Source organism: Blattabacterium cuenoti (assembly GCF_014251795.1).
Taxonomy (GTDB): domain Bacteria; phylum Bacteroidota; class Bacteroidia; order Flavobacteriales; family Blattabacteriaceae; genus Blattabacterium; species Blattabacterium cuenoti_AB.
Genome location: NZ_CP059201.1, coordinates 339,317 through 364,539, shown reverse-complemented (window position 1 = coordinate 364,539; position 25,223 = coordinate 339,317). Strand labels below are relative to the sequence as shown.

Sequence of the window (25,223 nt, the reverse complement as noted above, 5' to 3'; positions counted from 1 at the left end):
TCTGATCTCTGGTTAAAATCCAGTTATCCTTGTTTTTTTTATTTTATCCGTAAATAAAACTGGAAACTATTTGAATTACTTTTTTTTTTGTTTGAGATAAATCAATGTTCAACAAAACAATATCAAATAATTTAGCATAACTGTTTTCTTCTTCAGCTTTATTTAAACGATAATTTATATTTTTTTCGTTATTTTCACAATCTTCACAATTTTTATGATCTCTTATTACAAGTCTTTTTTTTAAAATGTTTATTGAATTCACCATTATAAATATGGATAAGGAATTATTCGGATATTTTTTTTTTAGATTTAATCCTCCTTTTACATCTATGTCGAATAAAATATGTTTGTTTGATTTCCAAATTTTAAAAATTTCTTTTTTTAAAGTTCCATAAAATAAATTTGGATAAACTTCTTCCCATTCGGCAAATTGGTATTTTTTTATTTTTGAAAAAAATGAATTAATAGATAAAAAATAGTAATCTTTCCCATGTATTTCATTATGTCTAATTGATCGTGTAGTACATGATACAGAAAATTCTAATTCAGGAAATTTTGAAAGTAAACAATGTGAAATAGTAGTTTTACCAGATCCAGAAGGTCCTGATAATATAATCATTTTTCCTTTTTTCATTATTTTATCTAACTTTGTTATAGTTAATATCATGTAATATCATGGAAAATTAAATTTTTATAAAAATTTTTGTGAAATGAAATTAGGAATAGTAGGAGCTACAGGAATGGTAGGTCGTGTAATGATTGATCTTTTAGAAAAAAGAAATTTTCCATTAGATAAATTATATATTTCTGCTTCTAATAAATCTGTAGGAAAAGAATTTTTTTTCAAAAAAAAAACACATAAAATTATTAACATATATAATTTATTTTTAAATAAACCTGATATTGTTTTATTTTCGGCTGGATCTAGTATATCAAGGGAATGGGCTCCAAAATTTTCAAATATAGGTTCTATAGTTATAGATAATTCTTCTGCATGGAGAATGGATCCTGGAAAAAAATTAATCATTCCTGAAATTAATGCTTCTTGTTTATGCAAACAAGATAAAATTATAGCTAATCCAAATTGTTCCACAATACAATTAGTGATGGTGTTATTTCCATTACATATAAAATATGAAATTAAAAGAATTATCATTTCTACTTATCAATCTGTTACAGGAACTGGAAAAAAAGCTTTGGATCAGTTAAATCAAGAAGAGAATGGAGATTTTTCTCGTAAGGTCTATCCATATCCTATTTACCAAAATGTTTTACCTCATTGTGATTCTTTTATAGAAAATGGATATACAGTAGAAGAGATGAAATTAATTAATGAAACAAAGAAAATAATAAATGATTATAATATAGCTATAACAGCTACAGCTGTACGTGTTCCTGTTATAGGAGGGCATTCAGAATGTGTTAATATTACGTTCAGAAAAAAACCTAATATTAATCATATAAATGAAATATTATCACAAACAAAAGGAATAATAGTTCAAGATGAACCAAAAAAAAATGTCTATCCAATGCCATTTTATGCTCATGGAAAAGATGAAGTTTTTGTGGGTAGAATACGAGAAGATTTTTCATTTCAAAATTCTATAAATATTTGGATAGTGGCAGATAACCTTCGCAAAGGGGCAGCCACTAATGCTATTCAAATTGCAGAATATTTAATAAGAAAAAAATATGTTTAATTATTTTTCAAAATTTTTATCTATGACAATAGTATATTCTCCCAATATTTTTTTTATGTTTTGATAATATAAAATTATTTTTTCTATATTTCCTCTTAATATATTTTGAAAGTATTTGGATATTTCTTTGCATATAACAACATCTCTTTTTGATCCAAAAAAATATTTTATATCGTTTAATGTTTGTAATAATCTATGAGGAGATTCATATAATATTATGGTTCGATTCTCTTTAGATAAATTTTTTAATTTAGTTTTTCTTTTTTTTTTGGGTAAAAAACCGATAAAAATAAATTCATTAGAAGATATACCTGAACAAACTAATGCGGGAACAAAAGCTGTAGGGCCAGGCAAACATTCTATAGTGATAGATGCTTGAATACAAGATCTAATGAGTAAAAAACCCGGATCTGATATACTTGGAGTTCCTGCATTAGATATTAATGCTAATTTGTTTCCTTTTTGAATTTTTTTTATAATGGAAGGAACTATTTTATGTTCATTATAAATATGATATTTGCTAATGTTAGTTTTAATATTATAAAAATCTAATAATTTTTTAGAAATTTTATAACTTTCCACTAAAATTAAATCTACTTCTTTTAAGATTCGTAAACTTCTAAAGGTAAAGTCTTCTAAATTTCCTATAGGAGTGGGGACAATATATAACATGACAATAATTATATGTAAAAAAGATATAATTATGAAAATAAAAATCCATAACTTTTGTTTTCAAGTTTATGAAAAATGTTGATAATAATTATCAAAATTTACAATAAATTAATTTTTCATAATTAGATAACATAAAAATACTTTTGTTTAAATAATTAAAAATTTCATCATTTTACATTGATAAATGTAATTAATGTTGATGAAATCAATAATAATGAGAGGTAAACAATATATATTTAGAAGTCGTTTAGTGTCTGGTGATATCATATTTAAATATGATTTGAATGGTTTTTTAAGAGAAGTTATTTTTCCTGAAAGACTTTCTTTATCTCATTATATATGGATAGGCAAATACTTACCTTATAATGAGTCTATAATCAACAAAATGAGAAATTCTAAAGCTGCTTTTTCTATAGAAGAAATTCCTGCTGATTTATCTTTCAATCGTTTTTGGACAGATTATAAATATAAAGTAGGAAAGAAAAGAATGGCTGAAAACATATGGAATCGTATGTCATTATCTGATAGAGTAAAAGCTTTATCTTATATTCCTAAATATTTAGACCATATTAGACGCACAGGACATGATCAAGCTTATCCAACTACTTATTTAAATCAAAGATATTTTGATAATTAAATAATTATTCAATTTTTTTTTTATTTTCAATTATAATATTAATAGCTTGTTCTAAATTCAAATAATTATTAAAAAACATTTTTTCGTCAACTGGAATTGATTTTTTATTATATTTTATATAAATATTATATTTGTTTATTTTTAGGAAAATTTCATTTTTTTCAAATGTTCCCAATAATTTAGGTAACTCAAGAATTTTTAAAGCTTCTGGAAGAGAAATTGATTCTATTTTTTGTCTATTTAACAGAGGAGAAAATTTTGGTTTTTCTTTATTTTTATATTCTCCCATTTGAACAATAGGTCCGTATCTAGCTATTTTCGCAAAAACTTTTTTATTAGATTTTGGATCTTTTCCAAGAAAACGTTCTTTATGAATTTTATCAACATTTTTTTTAACATGTTGCATTTTTTCATAAAATTTGCTATAGAAATTTTCAACGATTTGAATCCAAGATTGTTTTCCTTTAGCTATATCATCAAAATTTTTTTCCAGATTTGCAGTAAAACTATAATTGACTATATCATCAAAATTTTTTTTTAAAAAATCAGTGGTTAAAATTCCCATTTCTGTGGGAAAAAATTTATTTTTTTCAATTTTATAAACTTCATCATTTTTTTTATAAATCAAATTTTTTTTTAGAGAAAAAGTTTCACGTACTTCTACTTTTTTTGAAATTTTTTGAATGTTAACATAATTTCTATTCTGAATAGTAGAAATTATAGAAACGTAAGTTGAAGGTCTTCCTATTCCCAATTGTTCTAATTTCTTGACTAAACTAGCTTCATTATATCTATATATTTGGTTTTTAATTGTTTGTTTAGCTGTAACTTCTTTTTTTTCTAAAAGAGAACCTCTTTCCATTTCTAAATTATATTTTTCTTTTTTTTCTTTACTGGATATTTTCATGAATCCATCAAATAATACAGTTTTTTGTGTATAAACAAAAAGATTTTTTAAATGAGAGGATTGAATGTAAACATCTTTTTTTTCAAAAATAGCGTCTGACATTTGACCTATAATTGTTCGTTCCCATATAAGTTTATAAAGACGTTTTTGATTTTTATCTAGTAAAAATGAATCTAAATAATTCTCATTATTATCAATAATAGTAGGATGAATTGCTTCGTGTGCTTCTTGAGAAAATTTTTTTTTATAAAATTTCCTTATAGAAAAATATTTTTTTCCATATGAAAAAAGTAGAAAATTCTTAATTTCTGATAAAATGTTTTTTGACAAGTTTGTACTATCTGTCCGGATATATGTAATTAATCCTTTTTCATATAGCTTTTGAGCTAGTAACATGGTTTGAGATGTGGAATAACTTAATTTTTTATAAGCTTCTTGTTGTAGAGAAGATGTCGTGAATGGAGGTGGAGGACTTTTTTTTTCTTGTTTTATAGTAATTTCTTTTACTATAAAAGTACTATTTATACATAATTTTAAAATATTTCTCATTTCTTGTTTATCTTCTATTTCTTTTTCTAATTTAGCATCAAAAATTCTATTAGATTCAGGATTAGTGAAGGAACCATATATTTGATAAGTTGGACGAGGAATAAAATTTTGAATTTTCTTTTCCTGTTCTGCTATAAGTCTTACTGCAACAGATTGAACTCTGCCAGCGGAAAGTCCGGTATTGATTTTTTTCCATAAAATAGGAGACAATTTATATCCTACTAATCGATCTATAATTCGTCTAGCTTGTTGAGCATAAACTAAATTATAATCAATTTTTCTTGGATTTTTTATAGCATTACAAATTGCTTTTTTTGTAATTTCGTGGAAAACAATTCTTTTATATTTTTTATCAGGAATATTAAAAATTTTGTAAATCTGATAAGCTATAGCTTCGCCCTCACGATCTTCATCTGAAGCTAACCAAATGATTTCGTATTTTTCTATTAATGTTTTAAGATTTTGAATAATCTTTTTTTTTTAGATAATATTACATAATTGGGTTCAAAATTATTTTTTATTTTTATTCCTATTTCTTTATCTGGTAAATCTATAATATGTCCATAACTGGACGTTACATGATAGTTTTTTCCAAGAAATGTTTGTATTGTATGAGCTTTAGTAGGTGATTCTACTATTACTAAATTTTTTTTCATTTTTTTATTGATTTCTTTCTACGATAAAATTTACCATTATTTTCAATGCTTCTTTGATTCGTCCTTCTGGATAAATTTTTAAAATATCTAATGCATTATTACGGAATTTAATCATTTTTTGAGTAGCATATTCTAATCCCCTATATTTTTTTATATAATAAATTATTTCATGTCTTTTTTTTTCATCATAATTTTTTATAAAATTTAGTATACATTCTTGTTCTTTTTGAGATGCTTTTTGAATAGTATAAATAAGAGGGAGCGTTATTTTTCTTTCTTTTAGATCAATCCCTACAGGTTTTCCAATTGAATCTTCTTTTTTTTCTTCATAATCAAATAAATCATCTTTAATTTGGAAAGCAATTCCTACAAACGTTCCAAATTTTTTCATTTTCAAAGTTGTTTGTTTATCTGCATTAACTGAACGTGCTCCTGCTTCACAAGAAGTAGCGATTAAACTTGCTGTTTTATGATATATGATTTTATTATATATTTTTTCGGTAATATTTAATTTTTTTGATTTCTCTATTTGTAATAATTCGCCTTCACTCATATCTTTTATTGTTTTACATACAATTTTAAGTAAGTCGTAATAATTATTATTTGTAGCAATTAGAAGACTCTTAGAGAGCAGATAATCTCCAATTAAAACAGCTATTTTATTTTTCCATATAGCATTAATAGAAAAAGATCCACGACGAAGTGAACTATCATCTATAACATCATCATGAACAAGTGTAGCTGTATGTATTAATTCAATTAAACAAGCGGTATGATATGTTTTTTTTTGTATTGTTCCTAACATTTTAGCTATTAAAAAAACAAATATAGGACGAATCAATTTTCCTTTTTTATGAGTTATATAGTGAGTAATTTGATCGATCAGAACAACATTACTTTTAATTATGTTTATAAATTGTTTTTCAAATTCTACTATTTCTTTTTTTATAACATTTTTGATTTTTTCTAATATAATTTCCATAAATATTATGATTTCATAATATTAACATGGCATCTCCATAAGAATAAAATCTATATTTTTTTTCCATTGCTATTTGATATGCTTTCATTATTAAATCAAAACCTGCAAAAGCAACTGTCATCATAAGTAAAGTTGATTTTGGCATATGAAAATTTGTAATCATGGAATTAGCTATGTTAAAATTATAAGGAGGAAAAATAAATTTATTAGTCCATCCATAAAACGGATTTAAATTTTTTTTAGAAGAAACAGAACTTTCAATAGCTCTCATAGAAGAGGTTCCGATTGCGCAAATTCGTTTTTTTTTTTGCTTAGCAAGATTTATAATTTTGCATGTATTATCGTTTATAATACATTTTTCGGAATCCATTTTATGTTTTGATATATCTTCAACTTCTACTGGTAAAAAACTTCCTAATCCTAAATGTAAAGTTATTTCTACTAAATGAATTCCTTTTATTTCTAATTTTTTTAATAAATGTTTTGAAAAATGTAATCCTGCTGTAGGTGCAGCCACAGATCCTTCCTCTTTTGCATATACAGTTTGATAACGTTTTTCATCATTTTTTTCAGGTTGTCGATTAATATATTTAGGTAAAGGAGTTTTTCCTAATTCTTTTATTTTTTTTATAAGTTCTTTGTGATTTCCATTAAAATTGAGTTGTAAAATTCGACCTCTAGAAGTAGTGTTATCTATGATCTCTCCTGTTAATCCAGACCCAAAATTTAATTTATTTCCCACTCTTACTTTTCTTGCTGGATCAACCAATACGTCCCACGTTCTATCTTTTGGATCTAATTCTCTAAGCAAAAAAACTTCTATTTTTGCTTCTGTTTTTTCTTTATTTCCAAATAATCTTGCCGGGAATACTTTTGTGTTATTCAAAATGAGAGTATCTCCTTCTTCAAAATATTCATGTAAATTTTTGAAAAACTTATGTTCTATTTTTTGATTCTCTCTATGAATAATCATTAATTTAGACTCATCTCTTTCTTGTGTGGGAAATTTAGCGAGAAGATTAAGAGATGATGCAAAATTGAAATCTGAAGTTCTCATACTAATGAATTAAGAAAATTTTGTGCATTTGTACATTATTATAATAATTTATATTAAAAACTTTTTAAAAAAAAAAAAAAAATGTATACTTGTATTTTTATTGTTCTTTACATAAAGAAGCTTCTAGACCTGATCATGCAGGATTTTTAATAAGATTTAACGCATTTGAAATTAATTTTTTTACAACGGAGAGTTTGATCCTGGCTCAGGATGAACGCTAGCGGCGGGCTTAACACATGCAAGTCGAGGGGCAGCATGGAATCTATTTTATAGATTTTGATGGCGACCGGCGTACGGGTGCGTAACACGTACGTAACCTGCCTTTTGCTAGAAAATAGCCTAAGGAAACTTGGATTAATGTTCTATAGTATAATGAAATCGCATGATTTTATTATTAAAGCATTAATAGTGCGGCAAAAGATGGGCGTGCGCCCGATTAGTTAGTTGGTAGGGTAAAGGCTTACCAAGACAATGATCGGTAGGGGGCCTGAGAGGGTGATCCCCCACACTGGTACTGAGATACGGACCAGACTCCTACGTTTAAGTAAGTCGTAATAATTATTATTTGTAGCAATTAGAAGACTCTTAGAGAGCAGATAATCTCCAATTAAAACAGCTATTTTATTTTTCCATATAGCATTAATAGAAAAAGATCCACGACGAAGTGAACTATCATCTATAACATCATCATGAACAAGTGTAGCTGTATGTATTAATTCAATTAAACAAGCGGTATGATATGTTTTTTTTTGTATTGTTCCTAACATTTTAGCTATTAAAAAAACAAATATAGGACGAATCAATTTTCCTTTTTTATGAGTTATATAGTGAGTAATTTGATCGATCAGAACAACATTACTTTTAATTATGTTTATAAATTGTTTTTCAAATTCTACTATTTCTTTTTTTATAACATTTTTGATTTTTTCTAATATAATTTCCATAAATATTATGATTTCATAATATTAACATGGCATCTCCATAAGAATAAAATCTATATTTTTTTTCCATTGCTATTTGATATGCTTTCATTATTAAATCAAAACCTGCAAAAGCAACTGTCATCATAAGTAAAGTTGATTTTGGCATATGAAAATTTGTAATCATGGAATTAGCTATGTTAAAATTATAAGGAGGAAAAATAAATTTATTAGTCCATCCATAAAACGGATTTAAATTTTTTTTAGAAGAAACAGAACTTTCAATAGCTCTCATAGAAGAGGTTCCGATTGCGCAAATTCGTTTTTTTTTTTGCTTAGCAAGATTTATAATTTTGCATGTATTATCGTTTATAATACATTTTTCGGAATCCATTTTATGTTTTGATATATCTTCAACTTCTACTGGTAAAAAACTTCCTAATCCTAAATGTAAAGTTATTTCTACTAAATGAATTCCTTTTATTTCTAATTTTTTTAATAAATGTTTTGAAAAATGTAATCCTGCTGTAGGTGCAGCCACAGATCCTTCCTCTTTTGCATATACAGTTTGATAACGTTTTTCATCATTTTTTTCAGGTTGTCGATTAATATATTTAGGTAAAGGAGTTTTTCCTAATTCTTTTATTTTTTTTATAAGTTCTTTGTGATTTCCATTAAAATTGAGTTGTAAAATTCGACCTCTAGAAGTAGTGTTATCTATGATCTCTCCTGTTAATCCAGACCCAAAATTTAATTTATTTCCCACTCTTACTTTTCTTGCTGGATCAACCAATACGTCCCACGTTCTATCTTTTGGATCTAATTCTCTAAGCAAAAAAACTTCTATTTTTGCTTCTGTTTTTTCTTTATTTCCAAATAATCTTGCCGGGAATACTTTTGTGTTATTCAAAATGAGAGTATCTCCTTCTTCAAAATATTCATGTAAATTTTTGAAAAACTTATGTTCTATTTTTTGATTCTCTCTATGAATAATCATTAATTTAGACTCATCTCTTTCTTGTGTGGGAAATTTAGCGAGAAGATTAAGAGATGATGCAAAATTGAAATCTGAAGTTCTCATACTAATGAATTAAGAAAATTTTGTGCATTTGTACATTATTATAATAATTTATATTAAAAACTTTTTAAAAAAAAAAAAAAAATGTATACTTGTATTTTTATTGTTCTTTACATAAAGAAGCTTCTAGACCTGATCATGCAGGATTTTTAATAAGATTTAACGCATTTGAAATTAATTTTTTTACAACGGAGAGTTTGATCCTGGCTCAGGATGAACGCTAGCGGCGGGCTTAACACATGCAAGTCGAGGGGCAGCATGGAATCTATTTTATAGATTTTGATGGCGACCGGCGTACGGGTGCGTAACACGTACGTAACCTGCCTTTTGCTAGAAAATAGCCTAAGGAAACTTGGATTAATGTTCTATAGTATAATGAAATCGCATGATTTTATTATTAAAGCATTAATAGTGCGGCAAAAGATGGGCGTGCGCCCGATTAGTTAGTTGGTAGGGTAAAGGCTTACCAAGACAATGATCGGTAGGGGGCCTGAGAGGGTGATCCCCCACACTGGTACTGAGATACGGACCAGACTCCTACGGGAGGCAGCAGTGAGGAATATTGGTCAATGGAGGAAACTCTGAACCAGCCACGTCGCGTGCAGGAAGAATGCCTTACGGGTTGTAAACTGCTTTTGTTTAGGAATAAAAATTCTTACGAGATAAGAATCGTGAATGTACTATACGAATAAGTGTCGGCAAACTCCGTGCCAGCAGCCGCGGTAATACGGAGGACACAAGCGTTATCCGGATTTATTGGGTTTAAAGGGTGCGTAGGCGGTTTATTAAGTCAGTAGTGAAATGTTGCAGCTTAACTGTTAAAATGGCTATTGATACTGGTAGACTTGAGTGAGATTGGAGTAGCTGGAATGTGTGGTGTAGCGGTGAAATGCATAGATATCACACAGAACACCGATCGCGAAAGCAGGTTACTAAATCTATACTGACGCTGAGGCACGAAAGCGTGGGGAGCAAACAGGATTAGATACCCTGGTAGTCCACGCCGTAAACGATGATCACTAGTTGTTGGATTATTTCAGTGACTAAGCGAAAGTGATAAGTGATCCACCTGGGGAGTACGGTCGCAAGGCTGAAACTCAAAGGAATTGACGGGGGCCCGCACAAGCGGTGGAGCATGTGGTTTAATTCGATGATACGCGAGGAACCTTACCAAGGTTTAAATGTACTACGAATAAGCTAGAAATAGTTTAGTCTTCGGACGGAGTACAAGATGCTGCATGGTTGTCGTCAGCTCGTGCCGTGAGGTGTTGGGTTAAGTCCCTCAACGAGCGCAACCCTCATTGTTAGTTGCCAGCGAGTAATGTCGGGGACTTTAACAAGACTGCCGACGTAAGTCGTGAGGAAGGTGAGGATGACGTCAAATCATCACGGCTCTTATACCTTGGGCTACACACGTGCTACAATGGTCGGTACAAAGGGTTGCTACTGAGCGATCAGAAGCTAATCTCTAAAAGCCGATCTCAGTTCGGATTGGAGTCTGCAACTCGACTCTATGAAGTTGGAATCGCTAGTAATCGCATATCAGCCATGATGCGGTGAATACGTTCCCGGGCCTTGTACACACCGCCCGTCAAGCCATGGAAGTCGGAGATACCTAAAATCGGTGACCGTTAAAGGAGCTGCTTAAGGTAAAATCGATAACTGGGGCTAAGTCGTAACAAGGTAGCCGTACCGGAAGGTGCGGCTGGAACATCTCTTTTTTAGAGCATTTTTCTTATTCAAAAAGATCTGTTTAGTGTTGGGCTAGAAGCTTTTTTTCTGTAAGACTTACAGGTAAGGGATGGAGATTGATTATATAGTAATCAGTCTCGTAGCTCAGATGGTTAGAGCGCTACACTGATAATGTAGAGGTCCGCGGTTCAATTCCGCGCGAGACTATTTGGGGAATTAGCTCAGATGGCTAGAGCGCCTGCTTTGCACGCAGGAGGTCATCGGTTCGACTCCGATATTCTCCATTTATTTATATAAAGTTCTTTGACATACATAATATACAATAATGATAAAGTAAAAAAGCTAATAAAGGGCGTATGGTGGATGCCTTGGCTCTGAGAGGCGAAGAAGGACGTGATAAGCTGCGATAAGCTGCGGGAATTGGCACATACGAATTGATCCGCAGATTTCCGAATGGGGAAACCTATCATAATTATATATGATATTACTTTTATGTAAAGCAAACCTAGAGAACTGAAACATCTAAGTATCTAGAGGAAAAGAAAACAATAGTGATTCTGTTAGTAGTGGCGAGCGAAAGCGGAATAGCCCAAACCATTATGGTCTAGGCTGTAGTGGGGTTATAGGTCTACAATAAATGACTATTTTTCTATAGTAGAATGATTTGGAAAGATCAATCATAGAAGGTGATAATCCTGTATATAAAATGGAAAAATTACATAAGTAGTAACCTGATTAGGACGGGACACGGGAAATCTTGTCTGAATTTGCCGGGCCCATCCGGTAAGGCTAAATACTACTCAGAGACCGATAGTGAACTAGTACCGTGAGGGAAAGGTGAAAAGTACTTCGAATAGAAGGGTGAAATAGATCCTGAAACCATACGCTTACAAACTGTCGGAGCTTCTTTATGAAGTGACGACGTGCCTTTTGCATAATGAACCTACGAGTTAATTTTTCCGGCAAGGTTAAGTAGTTCAGCTACGGAGCCGAAGCGAAAGCAAGTCTGAATAGGGCGTTCAGTCGGAAGGATTAGACGCGAAACCGAGTGATCTATCCATGAGCAGGTTGAAGCTGTGGTAACACATAGTGGAGGACCGAACCGGTTGACGTTGAAAAGTCTTCGGATGACTTGTGGATAGGGGTGAAAGGCCAATCAAACTCGGAGATAGCTCGTACTCCCCGAAATGCATTTAGGTGCAGCATCGTGTAAAATAATACAGAGGTAGAGCTACTGATTGGATGAAGGGGTTTCATAGCCTACTTATTCCTGACAAACTCCGAATGCTGTTATTATGTTTCACGGTAGTGAGGGCATGGGTGCTAAGGTCCATGTCCAAGAGGGAAACAACCCAGATCATCAGTTAAGGCCCCTAAGTATATATTAAGTTGAACAAACGAAGTTTAGTTACTGAGACAGCTAGGATGTTAGCTTGGAAGCAGCTATTCATTTAAAGAGTGCGTAACAGCTCACTAGTCGAGTGACTGAGCATGGATAATAATCGGGCATAAATATATCGCCGAAACTATGGGATTGATTTATCAATCGGTAGGGGAGCATTGTAAAAGCGTTGAAGTTATGTTGTAAAATATAGTGGAGCTTTTACAAAAGAAAATGTAGGTATAAGTAACGATAATGCGGGAAAGAAACCCGCACACCGAAAAACTAAGGGTTCCTCAGCTATGTTAATCAGCTGAGGGTTAGTCGGTTCCTAAGATAAAATCGAAAGGTGTAGTCGATGGATAACCGGTTAATATTCCGGTACTTATTTTTATTGCGACGGGGGGACGGAGTTATGAAACTGTCGCGTACTGACGGATATGTACGTTGAAGTAATTAGGTACAAAATATATTGGAAAATCCGTATATTTTGCTGATTTACGATAGTACTACGAGTCTTCGGACAAGTGGATAGTACAGGTAAGAACTTCCAAGAAAAGCCTCTAAGCTTCAGATAAAAATAAACCGTACCAAAACCGACACAGGTAGTTGAGGAGAGAATCCTAAGGTGCTCGAGTGATTCACGGCTAAGGAACTAGGCAAAATGAACCTGTAACTTCGGGAGAAAGGTAGCCTCTTTTTTAAAGAGGCCGCAGCGAAGAGATCCAGGCGACTGTTTATCAAAAACATAGGACTCTGCTAAATTGAAAAATAACGTATAGGGTCTGACACCTGCCCAGTACTGGAAGGTTAAAGAAAAGAGTTAGCTTTTAGCAAAGCTTTTGACTGAAGCCCCAGTAAACGGCGGCCGTAACTATAACGGTCCTAAGGTAGCGAAATTCCTTGTCGGGTAAGTTCCGACCTGCACGAATGGTGTAACGATCTGGAAACTGTCTCAGCCGTGAGCTCGGTGAAATTGTAATATCGGTGAAGATGCCGATTACTCGCAATGGGACGAAAAGACCCTGTGAACCTTTACTATAGCTTCGTATTGGTTTTGATTGAAAAATGTGTAGGATAGGTGGGAAACTTTGAAGCATTATCGCTAGGTAATGTGGAGTTGCCCTTGAAATACCACCCTTTTTTTAATTGAAATCTAACTCGATAAAAACAATTGAGGACATTGCGTGGTGGGTAGTTTGACTGGGGTGGTCGCCTCCAAAAAGGTAACGGAGGCTCCCAAAGGTACCCTCAACACGTTTGGTAATCGTGTGTAGAGTGTAATGGCATAAGGGTGCTTGACTGTGAGACTTACAAGTCTATCAGGTACGAAAGTAGGGCATAGTGATCCGGTGGTTCCGGATGGAAGGGCCATCGCTCAAAGGATAAAAGGTACTCCGGGGATAACAGGCTAGTCTCCCCCAAGAGCTCACATCGACGGGGAGGTTCGGCACCTCGATGTCGGCTCGTCACATCCTGGGGCTGAAGAAGGTCCCAAGGGTTGGGCTGTTCGCCCATTAAAGTGGCACGCGAGCTGGGTTCAGAACGTCGTGAGACAGTTCGGTCTCTATCTATTGCGAGCGTTAGAAGCTTGAGTGGAGCTGATTCTAGTACGAGAGGACCGAATTGGACGAACCTCTGGTGTATCAGTTGTGTCGCCAGATGCATCGCTGAGTAGCTATGTTCGGAAGAGATAAGCACTGAAAGCATATAAGTGCGAAACTCACCACAAGATTAGGCTTCTTTTAAGGGTCGTTGAAGATGACAACGTTGATAGGCTACAAGTGTAAAGATAGTAATATCATAGCTGAGTAGTACTAATTACCCGTAAGCTTTTTAATTTATTGTGATATGTATATTATGTTATGTCTTGTTTTATCAGCATTTTCTTATGGTATGGGTGGTTATAGCAATGTGGACCCACCTCTTCCCATTCCGAACAGAGAAGTGAAACACATTAGCGCTGATGGTACTGGTTTATTCCGGAAGAGTAAGTCGCCGCCCTGCCCTAATTTTTTTTTTATTTATAAAAAACTATAATAAACTTTCGAGATATAAATCTCGATTTTTTGTGTCTGCCCGAAGAATACTTTCACTTCTATAATAATAAAGACTTTTTAAACCTATTTTCCAAGCTTCAATATGTACATTGTTTATATACTTTGCTGGAGTATTTTGATGAAAAGAAAGATTTATACTTTGTCCTTGATCAATATATTTTTGTCGTATACTCGCTTGCTTAATTAGTTCTAATTGGTCAATTTCTTTGAAACATCTAAAAACATTTTTTTGTTTTTCATTAAGAGCAGTTAATCCAAGACAAGAACCTTTTTCATTAGCTATTTGTTCCCAAACTTCTGGAAGATTATATCCATTTTTTATGAGTATTTTTTCTAAATAAGGATTTTTACGAATATGCATTCCTTTCGAATCATCATCAACATATATATTCGCAGCTAAAGGTTCTACTCCTTGAGAAAGACCCCCAGCCAGTTTAGCAGAACTCCTATTAGGAGCCATTGCCATTAAAGTTAAATTTCTCTTTCCTGTTCCGACATTCCATTCAGGTTCTCCATATTCTTGAGCTAAATATTTAGTAGCTTTCTGAGATTCTTTTTGTATATTTCTAAATATACTATGTGTTAACATTTTAGATTGAACAGATATAAAAGGAATCATATTAGATTGTAGATATGAATGCCAACCTAAAGTTCCTAAACCTAAAGCTCGACTTTTTTCAGCAAAACGAACAGCATCTTCTATTCCCCGTATATGTTTTCCTTTATCAATAAATTCTTGCATGACTGCATCAAGAAATAGAATCGCATAAAAAACAGTATTTGTATTTTTCCATTCTACATATTTATATAAATTTAAAGAAGAGAGACAACATACAAGAGTATGACTTTCATCTGTTGGCAACATAATTTCTGAACAAAGGTTGCTATGATGTATTTTTAAACCGTGTTTTTTCCAATTTTCTGGAAGATTTTTGTTAGCATTTTCTTTAAAAAAAAGATATGGTTCTCCAGTTTGAACACGTTCTTTAAGTGTTTCAATCCATAAAAATCGTTCTTTTCCATTTCTTTTTAATACTTTTTCCATAAAAGAATTGGAAATTATTACACCTTGATGAACATTATGACATTGACGATTAATGTCTCCTTTCGGTTCTCTAATTTTTAAGAATTCTGGATATTCTTTATGTTCTATATTTAAATAAATAGCCACAGCTCCTCTCCTTGTTCTCCCTTGCTTACTAGCTACTATTGTACTATCATATGATTTAATAAAAGGAATAATTCCATCAGAAGTTCCTAATGTCCCATTTTTTATATAACTACCTACAGGTCTAACTAAACTAAAATCATAAGATGTCCCTCCACCATGTTTACTAAGTATAGCCATTTCTAAATTTTTCTTATAGATTTCATACATACTATCCCCAATTCTTCCAGAAAAACAACTGATAGGTAAACCTTTTTCTGTTCCAAGATTTACCATAACAGGAGTAGAAGGAATAAGCCATCCTTTCCAAAAAATATTAAAAAATTTTTCCTCTATTTCTGGTTTTTTTAAAATTTTTGCTGCATTTTTTGCTAATCTTTTATATGCTTCAAAAGGAGTTTCTCTATTCAACAAGTATCCTCCCTTAATCGTAGTTAAATATAATTCATTATTAGCCCAAACGGGAAAATCTTTTCCAACTTTCCATCCTTCTTTTTCTGCAACAGGGTGTGTTTCCATCACAAACTATTTATTTTTTTCTTTCTCAATTTGTTCTTTTAATTTAGCTAACCCTTCTATATCCCCGAGTGTGGATTTCTCAAATTTTCTGTTTCTTCCACGTTGTTCTTTCTTTTGGTCTTTATCACGATATACAGATGTATGAGAAATCACGATTTTTTTAGTTTCTTTATTAAATTCAATTATCTTGAAATTAGTTCTTTCCCCTTTTTTCAGAGTAGTGCCATCTTTTTTCTCTAAAAAACGTAAAGGAACAAAAGCTTCTATCTCTTGAGATTCTGTAAATTTCACAGAAGCACCCTTATCAAATAAATTTGATATTATTCCATTGTGAATACTACCCAAGGTATAAATTTTTTCATATTTGTTCCATGGATTTTCGGTTAATTGTTTATGTCCTAAATTTAATCTTCTTGCCTGAGTATCTAAAGCAAGGACCATCACCTCTAATTTATCATTTATACTGCAAAATTCAGATGGATATTTTATTTTTTTAATCCATGACAGATCATTACTATAAACAATTCCAGTAATTCCTTTTTCTAATTCCAAAAAAACTCCAAAATTTGTAAATTTTTTTACAACACCAGTATGTTTTGATCCTACAGGATATCTCTCCTGTATATTCATCCAAGGATCTGGAATTAATTGTTTAATGCTCAAAGACATTTTTCTTTCTTGACGATCTATAGTTAATATAACTGCTTCCAACTCATCTCCTATTTGTACAAAATCTTGAGTAGAAGATAAATCTGTAGACCAAGACATCTCACTAATATGCAACAATGCTTCTACTCCTGGAATAATTTCAATAAATGCCCCATAATCAGCTAAAACACTCACTTTTCCTTTTACTTTACTTCCTACTTTTAAATTTTCGTCTAAAGAATTCCAAGGATGAGGTTGCAATTGTTTTAATCCTAATTGTACGCGATTTTTTTCTTTATCAACACCTAATACAACAAATTTTAGTTCTTGCTCTAACTGAACTATTTCTGTAGGATGGTTAATATGAGGCCAACTCATATCGGTAATATGAAGCAAAGCATCTACTCCTCCTAAATCTACAAAAGCACCATAAGGAAGAATATTTTTTATTTTTCCTTCTAATACTTGTCCTTTATCTAACTTGGATATCATTTCTTTTCTCTGTTCTTCAATATCTCTTTCTATCAATACTTTATGAGAAACAACAACATTTTTTGTTTTTTTATTTATTTTAACTACTTTGACCTCCATAGTTTTTCCTACATAAATATCATAATCTCGAACAGGTTTTACATTTATATGTGATCCAGGCAAAAAACATTCTATATCAAATATTTCTACAATCAACCCCCCTTTTGTTCTAGCTGCTACATAACCTAATATGACTTCAGATTTTTCATATGCTTCATTAATACGTTGCCAATTTCTTAACATTTTTGCTTTTTGATATGATAGAATACATTGTCCTTTATAATCAATTTTTACAACCATCACTTCTATCTTACTGCCAATCTGAATATTCAAATTTTCTCTAAATTCACTTACAGGAATAGCACCTTCTGCTTTAAATCCAATATCTACAATAATATCTTTATCAGAAACATGTGTTACAATTCCTTGATATATTTCTAGTTCTTGAACTTTTGGCAAAGTTTTTGTGTATATTTCTTCAAATTTTTTTCTTTCTTCTTGTATATCATTATTTAAATGAGTTTCATATTTTGTCCAATCGAAACTTTTTTCTATAGGCTGATCGTTCAGTTTTTCATTTGTATGAGATGATTCTTTTTTTATTTCTTCGGTTTGATTAGACATAATTTTTATTATTTTTTCATTATTTTTTATCCATTTTATCCATAAAAATATACATATACAAAGAAACTAGGAAACTAGAATATACCAGTCTTAATATTCTCGTTTATTCGTTTTTAAAAAAAAAACAGATAATACAAAACTAATAATTTTTCAGTAACTTTTTCTATTAATTGAAATAAAATGTACCTCATTATTGATACAGAAACAACAGGATTACCTGTATCCTATAATCTTCCAATAACTCATACAGATAATTGGCCAAGAGTAGTGCAAATTGCATGGCAAAGTCATGATGTTATAGGCAATTTTATAGAATTTAAAAATTTTATTATTAAACCAGATAATTATGATATTCCTTTTAATGCTTTTAATATTCATGGAATAACTAATGAAAAAGCAAAAAAAGATGGAGTTGATTTAAATTTTGTTCTCCATGAATTTCAAAAATCTCTTAATCAATCTCAATGCTTAATTGGACATAATTTAGAATTTGATATAAAAGTAATTAAATGCGAATTTTTTCGAAAAAAAAAAGAGATTTCTTTTCAAAAGAAAAAAATATTAGATACTAAAGAAATTTCTACCCCTTATTGTAAATTATCATTATCAGGAAATGGAAAAAAATTGAAATGGCCTACATTATCTGAATTATATCAAAAACTTTTTGGAGAAAAAGTTCCAAATTTACATAACGCAGCAAATGATGTTAAAGTTACAGCTCGTTCTTTTTTCGAACTATTACGTATTGGAATAATATCTCATAAAGATATAGGAGTCAAAGAAGATGTCATATTGAAATTCAGAAGTAAATATTTACAGAGAATTTCTGCTTCTGTAGTTTTTCTGAATCTGAAGAATAATCATCACGTAAAAACAGAAAAAGAAGAAAAAGTTTCTTTTAAATTCAAAAGTGATGATCCATTACCATTAGATGACATCTTAAAGGATAAATTGAAAAAAAAAAAATATTCTCATATTCATAATCATACCTACTTTTCTATTCTTAATTCAACTATAAATATTCAATCACTAGTAGAAAAAGCTATGTATTTTGATATGCCGGCGGTGGGCATAACAGATTATGGAAATCTGATGGGATCTTTCTTTTTTTTAGATGTTATTCATTCTATGAATAAAAAATATTATCCGAAAAAATCAATTAAAGGAATCATAGGTTGTGAAGTATTTATTTCAAATAATTATTTGAAAAATAAATTTACTAAAGAAGAACCAGACAAACGATATCATCAAGTTTTTTTATCTAAAAATAAAAAAGGTTTTTATAATTTATCAAGACTTTGTTCATTAGGTTTTACAGAAGGTTTTTATGCTGGAATTCCTAGAATTGGAAAAGAATTAATCAAAAAATATAAGGAAAATTTAATTGCTCTTACTGGAGATTTAAATGCAGAAATTCCATATACTATTTTAAATCATGGAGAAAGAAAAGCTGAGAAAGTTTTTTTATGGTGGAAAGATCTTTTCGGAGACGATTTTTACATAGAATTATTGCGTCACGGCTTAAAATCAGAAGATTATGTTAATAGTATATTACTGAAATTTTCAAAAAAATATCACGTAAAATATGTTATACAAAATAATACTTTTTATTTAGATAAAAAAGAAGCAAATGCTCATGATATTTTACTTTGTATAAAAAATGGAGAAAAACAATCGACTCCTGTAGGAAAAGGAAGAGGTTATAGATTTGGTTTTCCGAATCATGAATTTTATTTCAAAAGTCCGGAAGAAATGAAAAAAATGTTTTTTGATTTTCCAGAATCTTTTGATTTTCTAGAGGAATTGATTAATAAAATTGAATCTTATCATCTTTCAAACAAAATATTTTTACCAAAATTTCAGATTCCAAAATCGTTTGAAGATCCTTTAGATCAAATAGATGGAGGAAATAGAGGAGAAAATTCTTACTTAAAAAGAATAACTTTTGATGGAGCTAAAAAGCGTTATAAAAATATTACAAGAAAAATTAAAGAAAGAATTCTTTTCGAATTAAAAACAATAGAAAAAATTGGTTATCCTGGTTATTTTCTAATTGTTCATAATTTGATTTCTCAAGCTAGAAAAACGAATGTTTCAGTGGGACCTGGAAGAGGATCAGTGGCAGGATCTATTGTAGCTTATTGTATAGAAATCACTAATATAGATCCAATAAAATATAATCTTCTTTTTGAACGGTTTTTAAATCCTGATAGAATTTCTTTGCCTGATATTGATATTGACTTTGATGACAAAGGACGTGAAAAAATTATTGAATGGGTAGTTCAAAAATATGGAAAGAATAAAGTAGCACAAATTATAACATATGCAACTATGGGAGCTAAATCATCCATAAGAGATACTGGACGTGTGTTAGATTTATCTTTAAAAGAAACAGATCGTATTGCAAAAATGGTTCCTAATATGCTCTCTCTAAAAGAGATTTTATATCAAGAGAACTTTCCTGTGAAGATAAGTAAAAGCAAAGAAGAAATGATCAATATACAAAAATTGAGAGAAATTGCAAAAAATAAAGATACGTTGGAGGGAAAAGTTTTGCACCAAGCAAAAATATTAGAAGGAACTATAAGAAGCACAGGAGTCCACGCTTGTGGTATTATAATAAGTCCGTATGACATTCAAGAATCTATTCCAGTAACTGTGTCAAAAGAATCAAATTTATTGCTGACACAATTTGATAATCATGTGGTAGAACATGCTGGTTTATTAAAAATGGATTTTTTGGGATTGAAAACTCTTACAATTATTAAATATGCAATAAATATTATCAAAAAAAGATGTAAAAATATTAATATTACAGATAATTTCTTTTCTTTAGAAGATGAGAAAACTTATCGTCTTTTTCAACAAGGGAGAACTGTTGCTATTTTTCAATATGAATCAACAGGAATGCAAAAATATTTACGTCAACTAAAACCTGATAAATTTGATGATTTAATTGCTATGACAGCATTGTATCGACCAGGTCCTTTACAATACATCCCTAATTTTATATCCAGAAAACATGGAAAAGAAGCTATAACTTATGATTTACCAGAAATGGAAGAATTTTTAAAAGAAACTTATGGGATAACAATATATCAAGAACAAGTCATGTTAATAGCTCAAAAAATAGCTGATTTTAGTAAAGGAGATGCGGATATTCTGAGAATAGCTATGGGTAAGAAGCAAAAGAAAATACTCAATAAAATGAAAAATTTATTTATTCATCAAGCTATGAAAAAAGGTTATACTAAAAATATACTAGAAAAAATATGGAAGGATTGGGAACATTTTTCGTGTTATGCTTTTAATAAATCTCATGCAACATGTTATGCCTATATAGCTTTTCAAACTGCTTATTTAAAAGCACATTTTCCATGTGAATATATGGCATCTGTATTAAGTAATAATATGGATAATATTAAACAGCTTACTTTTTTTATAGAAGAATGTAAAAAAATGAATATATCTGTAATAAGTCCAAATATCAATGAAAGTGATTCTTTTTTTCAAGTAACGGATTATAACCAAATCAGATTTGGTCTTTCTGGAATTAAAGGAGTAGGAAAAAATGCTGTTAAAATTCTTGTTCAAGAAAGAGAAAAAAATGGACCTTATATCTCTATTTTTAATTTAATTAAAAGAATAGATTTACGTGTAGTCAATAAAAAAACTTTAGAAAGTTTAATTTTATCTGGATCTTTAGACAATTTTCATATTGATAGAGAACAGTATTTTCATATTGAGTCTGATAATAAATTGAGCACTTTAGAGAAAATTATTCAATTTGGATCTAAATTAAAAAAAACCAAAAGTAAAGTAGATCAACCTATTATTATGAAATGTGATTTGTGGGATAACATATATAAGTTATCCAAAGAAAAAGAAGTATTAGGTGTTTATACTTCTGCACATCCTTTAGATGATTTTTATTATGAAATGAAATATTTTTCGAATATCTCTTTAGAACAATTAAGTAAAAAGGAATCATTCCTCATAGGAAAAAAAATGTATGTATGTGGAATTTTATCCAAAATAGAAAAAAAAACATATATAAAAAATGGAATCAAATATGGAATTTTTTTATTAGAAGATTATAATTCTTGTAAAGAATTCAGAATTTACGGACAACAATATTTGAAATATGAATCTCTTTTAATTCACAATAATCCGTTGCATTTATGTATTTCTATTGAAAAATCGAGATATATAAAATGTAAAATCAACATTTTACATATAGAAAATTTACAAAATATTTTCAATAAATTAGTACATAAATTGACAATAAAAATCAATATAAACAGTTTAAATAGTGCATTGATTAATAATATAGAAAAACTTTTTTCTCAACAAAAACAAATAGGAAAGAAAAAATTAAATATAGTTCTTTATGATAAAGAAGATCAAATTTTTTTAAGTTTTGAATCTATGAAATATGAAATTCATATTCATTCAAATTTTTTAAAAAAATTGGAAAAAATAAAAGGATTAGATTTTTATTTAAACTAAAATTTATAGATATCAATTCAATAATTGTAGAGTGTTAAGACTAAAACTGAAATTAATTAGAAAGACTTTATTAAATTTGTATTTGGTATCAGAAAAATAAATATATGAAGAATTATTCATACTATTCTACTACCAAACGGTACAACACATTTATTTTTTTTTCTTAGTGGTTTCTTACGAAGATGAAAATAAAAGTTAGAGTATCTCATGAAGAGGATACGAAATATGCTTTCTTAATTTGTAAAAAAATTGAGGAATCTGCAAAAATAAGGGGCACTGGAATAGCAAAAAAAGATCCAGAGTATATTAAATCAAAAATGATTCATGGAAATGCGGTAATTGCTTTTTATGATGAAAAATTAGCGGGATTTAGTTATCTTGAAACTTTTCAGAATGAAGAATTTGTCGTGAATTCTGGTTTAATCGTTTTTCCTGAATTTAGAAAACAAGGACTTGCTAAAATTATTAAAATTGAAATTTTTAAACTTTCTAGAAAAAAATTTCCAAATTCTAAAATTTTTAGTATCACAACAAGTAATGCTGTTCTAAAAATCAATACAGAATTAGGATTCAAACCTGTTTCTTTTAGTGAATTGACTCATTCAGAAAAGTTTTGGAAAGGATGTCAAAGTTGCAAGAACTTTGATATTCTAACAAGAAATAATAAAAAAATGTGTTTATGTACAGGTCTCTTATACACTTCAAACACAAATAATAATCAAAATAAAAGTCATAAAAAAGATAAGAATTATTTATCTAATGGAGACAAAATTGTTTTGGCTTATAGTGGAGGGTTAGATACCTCTTATTGTTTAAAATATTTAATACAGGAAAAATATGAAGTTCATACAGTGATTATTAATACAGGAGGTTTTAATGAAAACGAATTAGATAAAATTGAAGAAAGAGCTTTAAGCATTGGATCGAAATCGCACAAAACTATTGACGCTATAGAAGAATATTATCAAAATTGTATAAAATATCTTATATTCGGAAACATTCTTAAGAATAATACTTATCCACTTTCAGTAAGTTCAGAAAGAATTTTTCAGGCTATTAAAATAGCACAATATGCTACTTGTATTCAAGCAAAAGCAATTGCTCATGGAAGTACAGGAGCAGGTAATGATCAAATTCGATTTGATGTAGCCTTTCAAATTATTTGTCCAGAAAAAATAACTTTATCTCCTATAAGAGATATGAAAATATCTAGAAAAGAAGAAATTGAATATTTGAAAAACAAAGGAGTATCTATATGTTGGGATCAAGCTAAATATTATTCCATAAATAAAGGAATTTGGGGAACTAGTATAGGAGGAAAAGAAACACTGACTTCTTATCACGATTTTCCGGAATGCGCTTATCCAACAAAATTAAGAAGAAAAAAAAGTGAAAATTTAGAATTAGAATTTGAAAAGGGAGAATTAGTAAGTGTAAATAAAGAAAAAGGAAAAGCTATAAAAAATATAATAAAAATTGAAAAAATAGCTTCTGAATATGCTATTGGAAGAGGAATACATATAGGAGATACTATTTTGGGAATTAAAGGAAGAGTAGCATTCGAAGCTTCTGCTGCTATTATTATTATAAAGGCTCATCATTTATTGGAAAAACATATTCTTACAAAATGGCAACTTTATTGGAAAGAACAATTATCCAATTGGTATGGTATGTTACTTCATGAAGCTCAATACTTAGATCCTGTCATGCGTGATATAGAAAAGTTTTTAAAAAGTACACAAGAAAGATTAACCGGAACTGTAGATATTATTCTTTATCCTTATAGATTTCATTTAGCAGGGATCAAATCTAAATTTGATTTAATGGAATATTCTAATATGAATATGGCTAAATATGGAGAAATGAATTATGCTTGGACAGCAGAAGATGTTAAAGGATTTACAAAAATTTTGAGCAATCAAATGAAAATATATCACAATTTAAATAAAAAAGAAAAATGATTGAAATAGGTATTATAGGAGGAGCTGGATATACTGCTGGAGAATTGATTAGATTGATAATTCATCATCCAAAAACTTATATTAAAAATATAGTGAGTCAAAGTCATACGGGAAAATTGATTCATCTGATTCATCAAGATTTATTAGGAGAAATGGAAAATGTAAAGTTTAGCAGTGATTTAAGCAAAAAAATAGATATTGTATTTCTTTGTTCTGGACATGGCCAATCTAGAAAAGAGTTGAATCATATATCAGAAAATATAAAAGTGATTGACTTGAGTCAAGATTTCAGAATGAAAATTCAATCTGTTTTTAAAAGCAGAAATTTTGTTTATGGATTACCAGAATTGCAAAAAGAAACAATAAAAAAATCTAATAATATAGCTAATCCTGGATGCTTTGCCACAGCTATTCTTTTATCTATTTTACCATTAGCTAAAAATAAACTATTAGAAAAAGACATTCATATTAGTGCCATAACAGGTTCTACAGGATCTGGAAGGAGACTAAGTGAAACAAATCATTTCAGTTTAAGAAATAATAATATTTCTGCTTATCAAATTTTTAAACATCAGCATTTGAAAGAAATTGAACAAGCTATTCATCAGGTACAAAACAATTTTTATTCTAAAATTTATTTTGTACCTTACAGAGGTAATTTTTCTAGAGGAATTATAACTACTTTATATACTCATTCTATTTTTTCTTTAGAAAAAAATAGAGAAATATATGAAGAATATTATAAGAATCATCCATTTGTAAATATTTCTGATGTTAATATTGATATTAAACAGGTGATCAATACCAATAAGTGTATTTTATATCTAATTAAAGAAAAAGATCAACTGATTGTAATTAGTGTCATAGATAATCTCATAAAAGGAGCTTCTGGTCAAGCGATACAAAATATGAATCTTATGTTTGATTTGGATGAAACTTGTGGTTTAAAATTAAAATCTATTCGTTTCTAAA

Annotated in this window: 14 protein-coding genes, 2 tRNA genes, 3 rRNA genes, 1 pseudogene and 1 other annotated feature; of the genes and pseudogenes, 10 read left to right on the top strand and 10 right to left on the bottom strand. The window is 29.7% G+C overall.

The genetic code is table 11. The annotated features are described in order from the left end of the window. Positions 1-43: 43 nt before the first annotated feature. The gene (gmk, locus tag H0H55_RS01720) at positions 44-667 is read right to left on the bottom strand and encodes a guanylate kinase (protein ID WP_238784145.1); all 624 of its coding nucleotides are present in this window, start codon (positions 665-667) and stop codon (positions 44-46) included. 43 nt (positions 668-710) lie between these two features. Between gmk and H0H55_RS01715 the strand changes: the two genes are divergently transcribed. Then, on the top strand, positions 711-1,700 hold the full coding sequence (locus H0H55_RS01715; protein WP_185861044.1) for an aspartate-semialdehyde dehydrogenase: 990 nt from the start codon (positions 711-713) through the stop codon (positions 1,698-1,700). On the opposite strand, the gene rsmI is transcribed toward H0H55_RS01715, so the two are convergent. Then, complete coding sequence (rsmI, locus tag H0H55_RS01710) at positions 1,701-2,372, bottom strand: 16S rRNA (cytidine(1402)-2'-O)-methyltransferase (protein ID WP_185861043.1); 672 nt, start codon at positions 2,370-2,372, stop codon at positions 1,701-1,703. Between the two features lie 214 nt (positions 2,373-2,586). On the opposite strand from rsmI, the gene H0H55_RS01705 reads away from it, so the two are divergent. After that, positions 2,587-3,009 (top strand): hypothetical protein, encoded by a 423-nt coding sequence (locus H0H55_RS01705; RefSeq protein WP_185861565.1) that lies wholly within the window; start codon positions 2,587-2,589, stop codon positions 3,007-3,009. A 4-nt stretch (positions 3,010-3,013) separates the two neighbouring features. Here H0H55_RS01705 and topA read toward each other — a convergent pair whose 3' ends face one another. The 6 genes and pseudogenes from topA to queA (H0H55_RS01680) all read right to left on the bottom strand — a co-directional run bounded on the left by topA (position 3,014) and on the right by queA (H0H55_RS01680) (position 9,161). Next, positions 3,014-4,894 carry a type I DNA topoisomerase gene (gene topA, locus H0H55_RS01700; protein WP_455905746.1) on the bottom strand — a complete coding sequence of 627 codons (1,881 nt, stop codon included), beginning with the start codon at positions 4,892-4,894 and terminating at the stop codon, positions 3,014-3,016. Between the two features lie 17 nt (positions 4,895-4,911). Then, positions 4,912-5,121: a toprim domain-containing protein gene (locus tag H0H55_RS03130; protein WP_455905744.1), complete on the bottom strand. Its 210-nt coding sequence runs from the start codon at positions 5,119-5,121 to the stop codon at positions 4,912-4,914. A gap of 4 nt (positions 5,122-5,125) precedes the next feature. Beyond that, entirely contained in the window at positions 5,126-6,103 is a 978-nt protein-coding gene (locus H0H55_RS01695) for a polyprenyl synthetase family protein (protein ID WP_185861042.1), read from the bottom strand. Positions 6,104-6,116: 13 nt separating this feature from the next. Beyond that, the gene (queA, locus tag H0H55_RS01690) at positions 6,117-7,160 is read right to left on the bottom strand and encodes a tRNA preQ1(34) S-adenosylmethionine ribosyltransferase-isomerase QueA (protein WP_185861041.1); all 1,044 of its coding nucleotides are present in this window, start codon (positions 7,158-7,160) and stop codon (positions 6,117-6,119) included. Between the two features lie 229 nt (positions 7,161-7,389). After that, positions 7,390-7,715: a sequence feature (16S ribosomal RNA rRNA prediction is too short), on the top strand. Positions 7,716-7,759: 44 nt separating this feature from the next. Next, a pseudogene (locus H0H55_RS01685) lies at positions 7,760-8,104 on the bottom strand (polyprenyl synthetase family protein); the annotation flags it as partial. Between the two features lie 13 nt (positions 8,105-8,117). Continuing rightward, positions 8,118-9,161, bottom strand: a complete 1,044-nt coding sequence (gene queA / locus H0H55_RS01680) for a tRNA preQ1(34) S-adenosylmethionine ribosyltransferase-isomerase QueA (protein WP_185861041.1) — start codon at positions 9,159-9,161, stop codon at positions 8,118-8,120. A 182-nt stretch (positions 9,162-9,343) separates the two neighbouring features. Here queA (H0H55_RS01680) and H0H55_RS01675 point away from each other — a divergent pair. From H0H55_RS01675 to rrf, 5 genes are all read left to right on the top strand, one after another. Beyond that, positions 9,344-10,879, top strand: a 16S ribosomal RNA gene (locus H0H55_RS01675). 104 nt (positions 10,880-10,983) lie between these two features. Beyond that, positions 10,984-11,057: transfer RNA gene (locus tag H0H55_RS01670), tRNA-Ile, on the top strand. Between the two features lie 3 nt (positions 11,058-11,060). Then, a tRNA-Ala gene (locus tag H0H55_RS01665) sits at positions 11,061-11,134 on the top strand. A gap of 52 nt (positions 11,135-11,186) precedes the next feature. After that, positions 11,187-14,071 (top strand): 23S ribosomal RNA (locus H0H55_RS01660). Positions 14,072-14,127: 56 nt separating this feature from the next. Then, a 5S ribosomal RNA gene (gene rrf / locus H0H55_RS01655) occupies positions 14,128-14,238 on the top strand. Together the 16S, 23S and 5S rRNA genes with 2 tRNA genes alongside form the textbook arrangement of a ribosomal RNA operon. Before the next feature lie 27 nt (positions 14,239-14,265). On the opposite strand, the gene H0H55_RS01650 is transcribed toward rrf, so the two are convergent. Both H0H55_RS01650 and rpsA read right to left on the bottom strand, forming a co-directional pair. Continuing rightward, positions 14,266-15,978, bottom strand: a complete 1,713-nt coding sequence (locus tag H0H55_RS01650) for a ribonucleoside-diphosphate reductase subunit alpha (RefSeq protein WP_185861040.1) — start codon at positions 15,976-15,978, stop codon at positions 14,266-14,268. 6 nt (positions 15,979-15,984) lie between these two features. Next, entirely contained in the window at positions 15,985-17,781 is a 1,797-nt protein-coding gene (rpsA, locus tag H0H55_RS01645) for a 30S ribosomal protein S1 (RefSeq protein WP_185861039.1), read from the bottom strand. Positions 17,782-17,961: 180 nt separating this feature from the next. On the opposite strand from rpsA, the gene dnaE reads away from it, so the two are divergent. The 3 genes from dnaE (at position 17,962) to argC (ending at position 25,222) form a co-directional block, all read left to right on the top strand. Beyond that, positions 17,962-22,290, top strand: coding sequence for a DNA polymerase III subunit alpha (gene dnaE / locus H0H55_RS01640; RefSeq protein WP_185861038.1), 4,329 nt, complete (start codon positions 17,962-17,964; stop codon positions 22,288-22,290). Between the two features lie 182 nt (positions 22,291-22,472). After that, positions 22,473-24,251 carry an argininosuccinate synthase domain-containing protein gene (locus H0H55_RS01635; RefSeq protein WP_185861037.1) on the top strand — a complete coding sequence of 593 codons (1,779 nt, stop codon included), beginning with the start codon at positions 22,473-22,475 and terminating at the stop codon, positions 24,249-24,251. Then, positions 24,248-25,222, top strand: a complete 975-nt coding sequence (argC, locus tag H0H55_RS01630; protein WP_185861036.1) for an N-acetyl-gamma-glutamyl-phosphate reductase — start codon at positions 24,248-24,250, stop codon at positions 25,220-25,222. The genes H0H55_RS01635 and argC overlap by 4 nt, the downstream gene beginning before the upstream one ends. Position 25,223: the final 1 nt, after the last annotated feature.

Coding starts and splice junctions, on each gene's coding strand:
- gmk (WP_238784145.1), bottom strand. CDS start 667: ATGATATTAACTATAACAAAGTTAGATAAAATAATGAAAAAAGGAAAA.
- queA (WP_185861041.1), bottom strand. CDS start 7,160: ATGAGAACTTCAGATTTCAATTTTGCATCATCTCTTAATCTTCTCGCT.
- queA (WP_185861041.1), bottom strand. CDS start 9,161: ATGAGAACTTCAGATTTCAATTTTGCATCATCTCTTAATCTTCTCGCT.
- rsmI (WP_185861043.1), bottom strand. CDS start 2,372: ATGTTATATATTGTCCCCACTCCTATAGGAAATTTAGAAGACTTTACC.
- H0H55_RS01635 (WP_185861037.1), top strand. CDS start 22,473: ATGAAAATAAAAGTTAGAGTATCTCATGAAGAGGATACGAAATATGCT.
- dnaE (WP_185861038.1), top strand. CDS start 17,962: ATGTACCTCATTATTGATACAGAAACAACAGGATTACCTGTATCCTAT.
- H0H55_RS01715 (WP_185861044.1), top strand. CDS start 711: ATGAAATTAGGAATAGTAGGAGCTACAGGAATGGTAGGTCGTGTAATG.
- argC (WP_185861036.1), top strand. CDS start 24,248: ATGATTGAAATAGGTATTATAGGAGGAGCTGGATATACTGCTGGAGAA.
- rpsA (WP_185861039.1), bottom strand. CDS start 17,781: ATGTCTAATCAAACCGAAGAAATAAAAAAAGAATCATCTCATACAAAT.
- H0H55_RS01705 (WP_185861565.1), top strand. CDS start 2,587: ATGAGAGGTAAACAATATATATTTAGAAGTCGTTTAGTGTCTGGTGAT.
- H0H55_RS01695 (WP_185861042.1), bottom strand. CDS start 6,103: ATGGAAATTATATTAGAAAAAATCAAAAATGTTATAAAAAAAGAAATA.
- H0H55_RS01650 (WP_185861040.1), bottom strand. CDS start 15,978: ATGGAAACACACCCTGTTGCAGAAAAAGAAGGATGGAAAGTTGGAAAA.
- H0H55_RS03130 (WP_455905744.1), bottom strand. CDS start 5,121: ATGAAAAAAAATTTAGTAATAGTAGAATCACCTACTAAAGCTCATACA.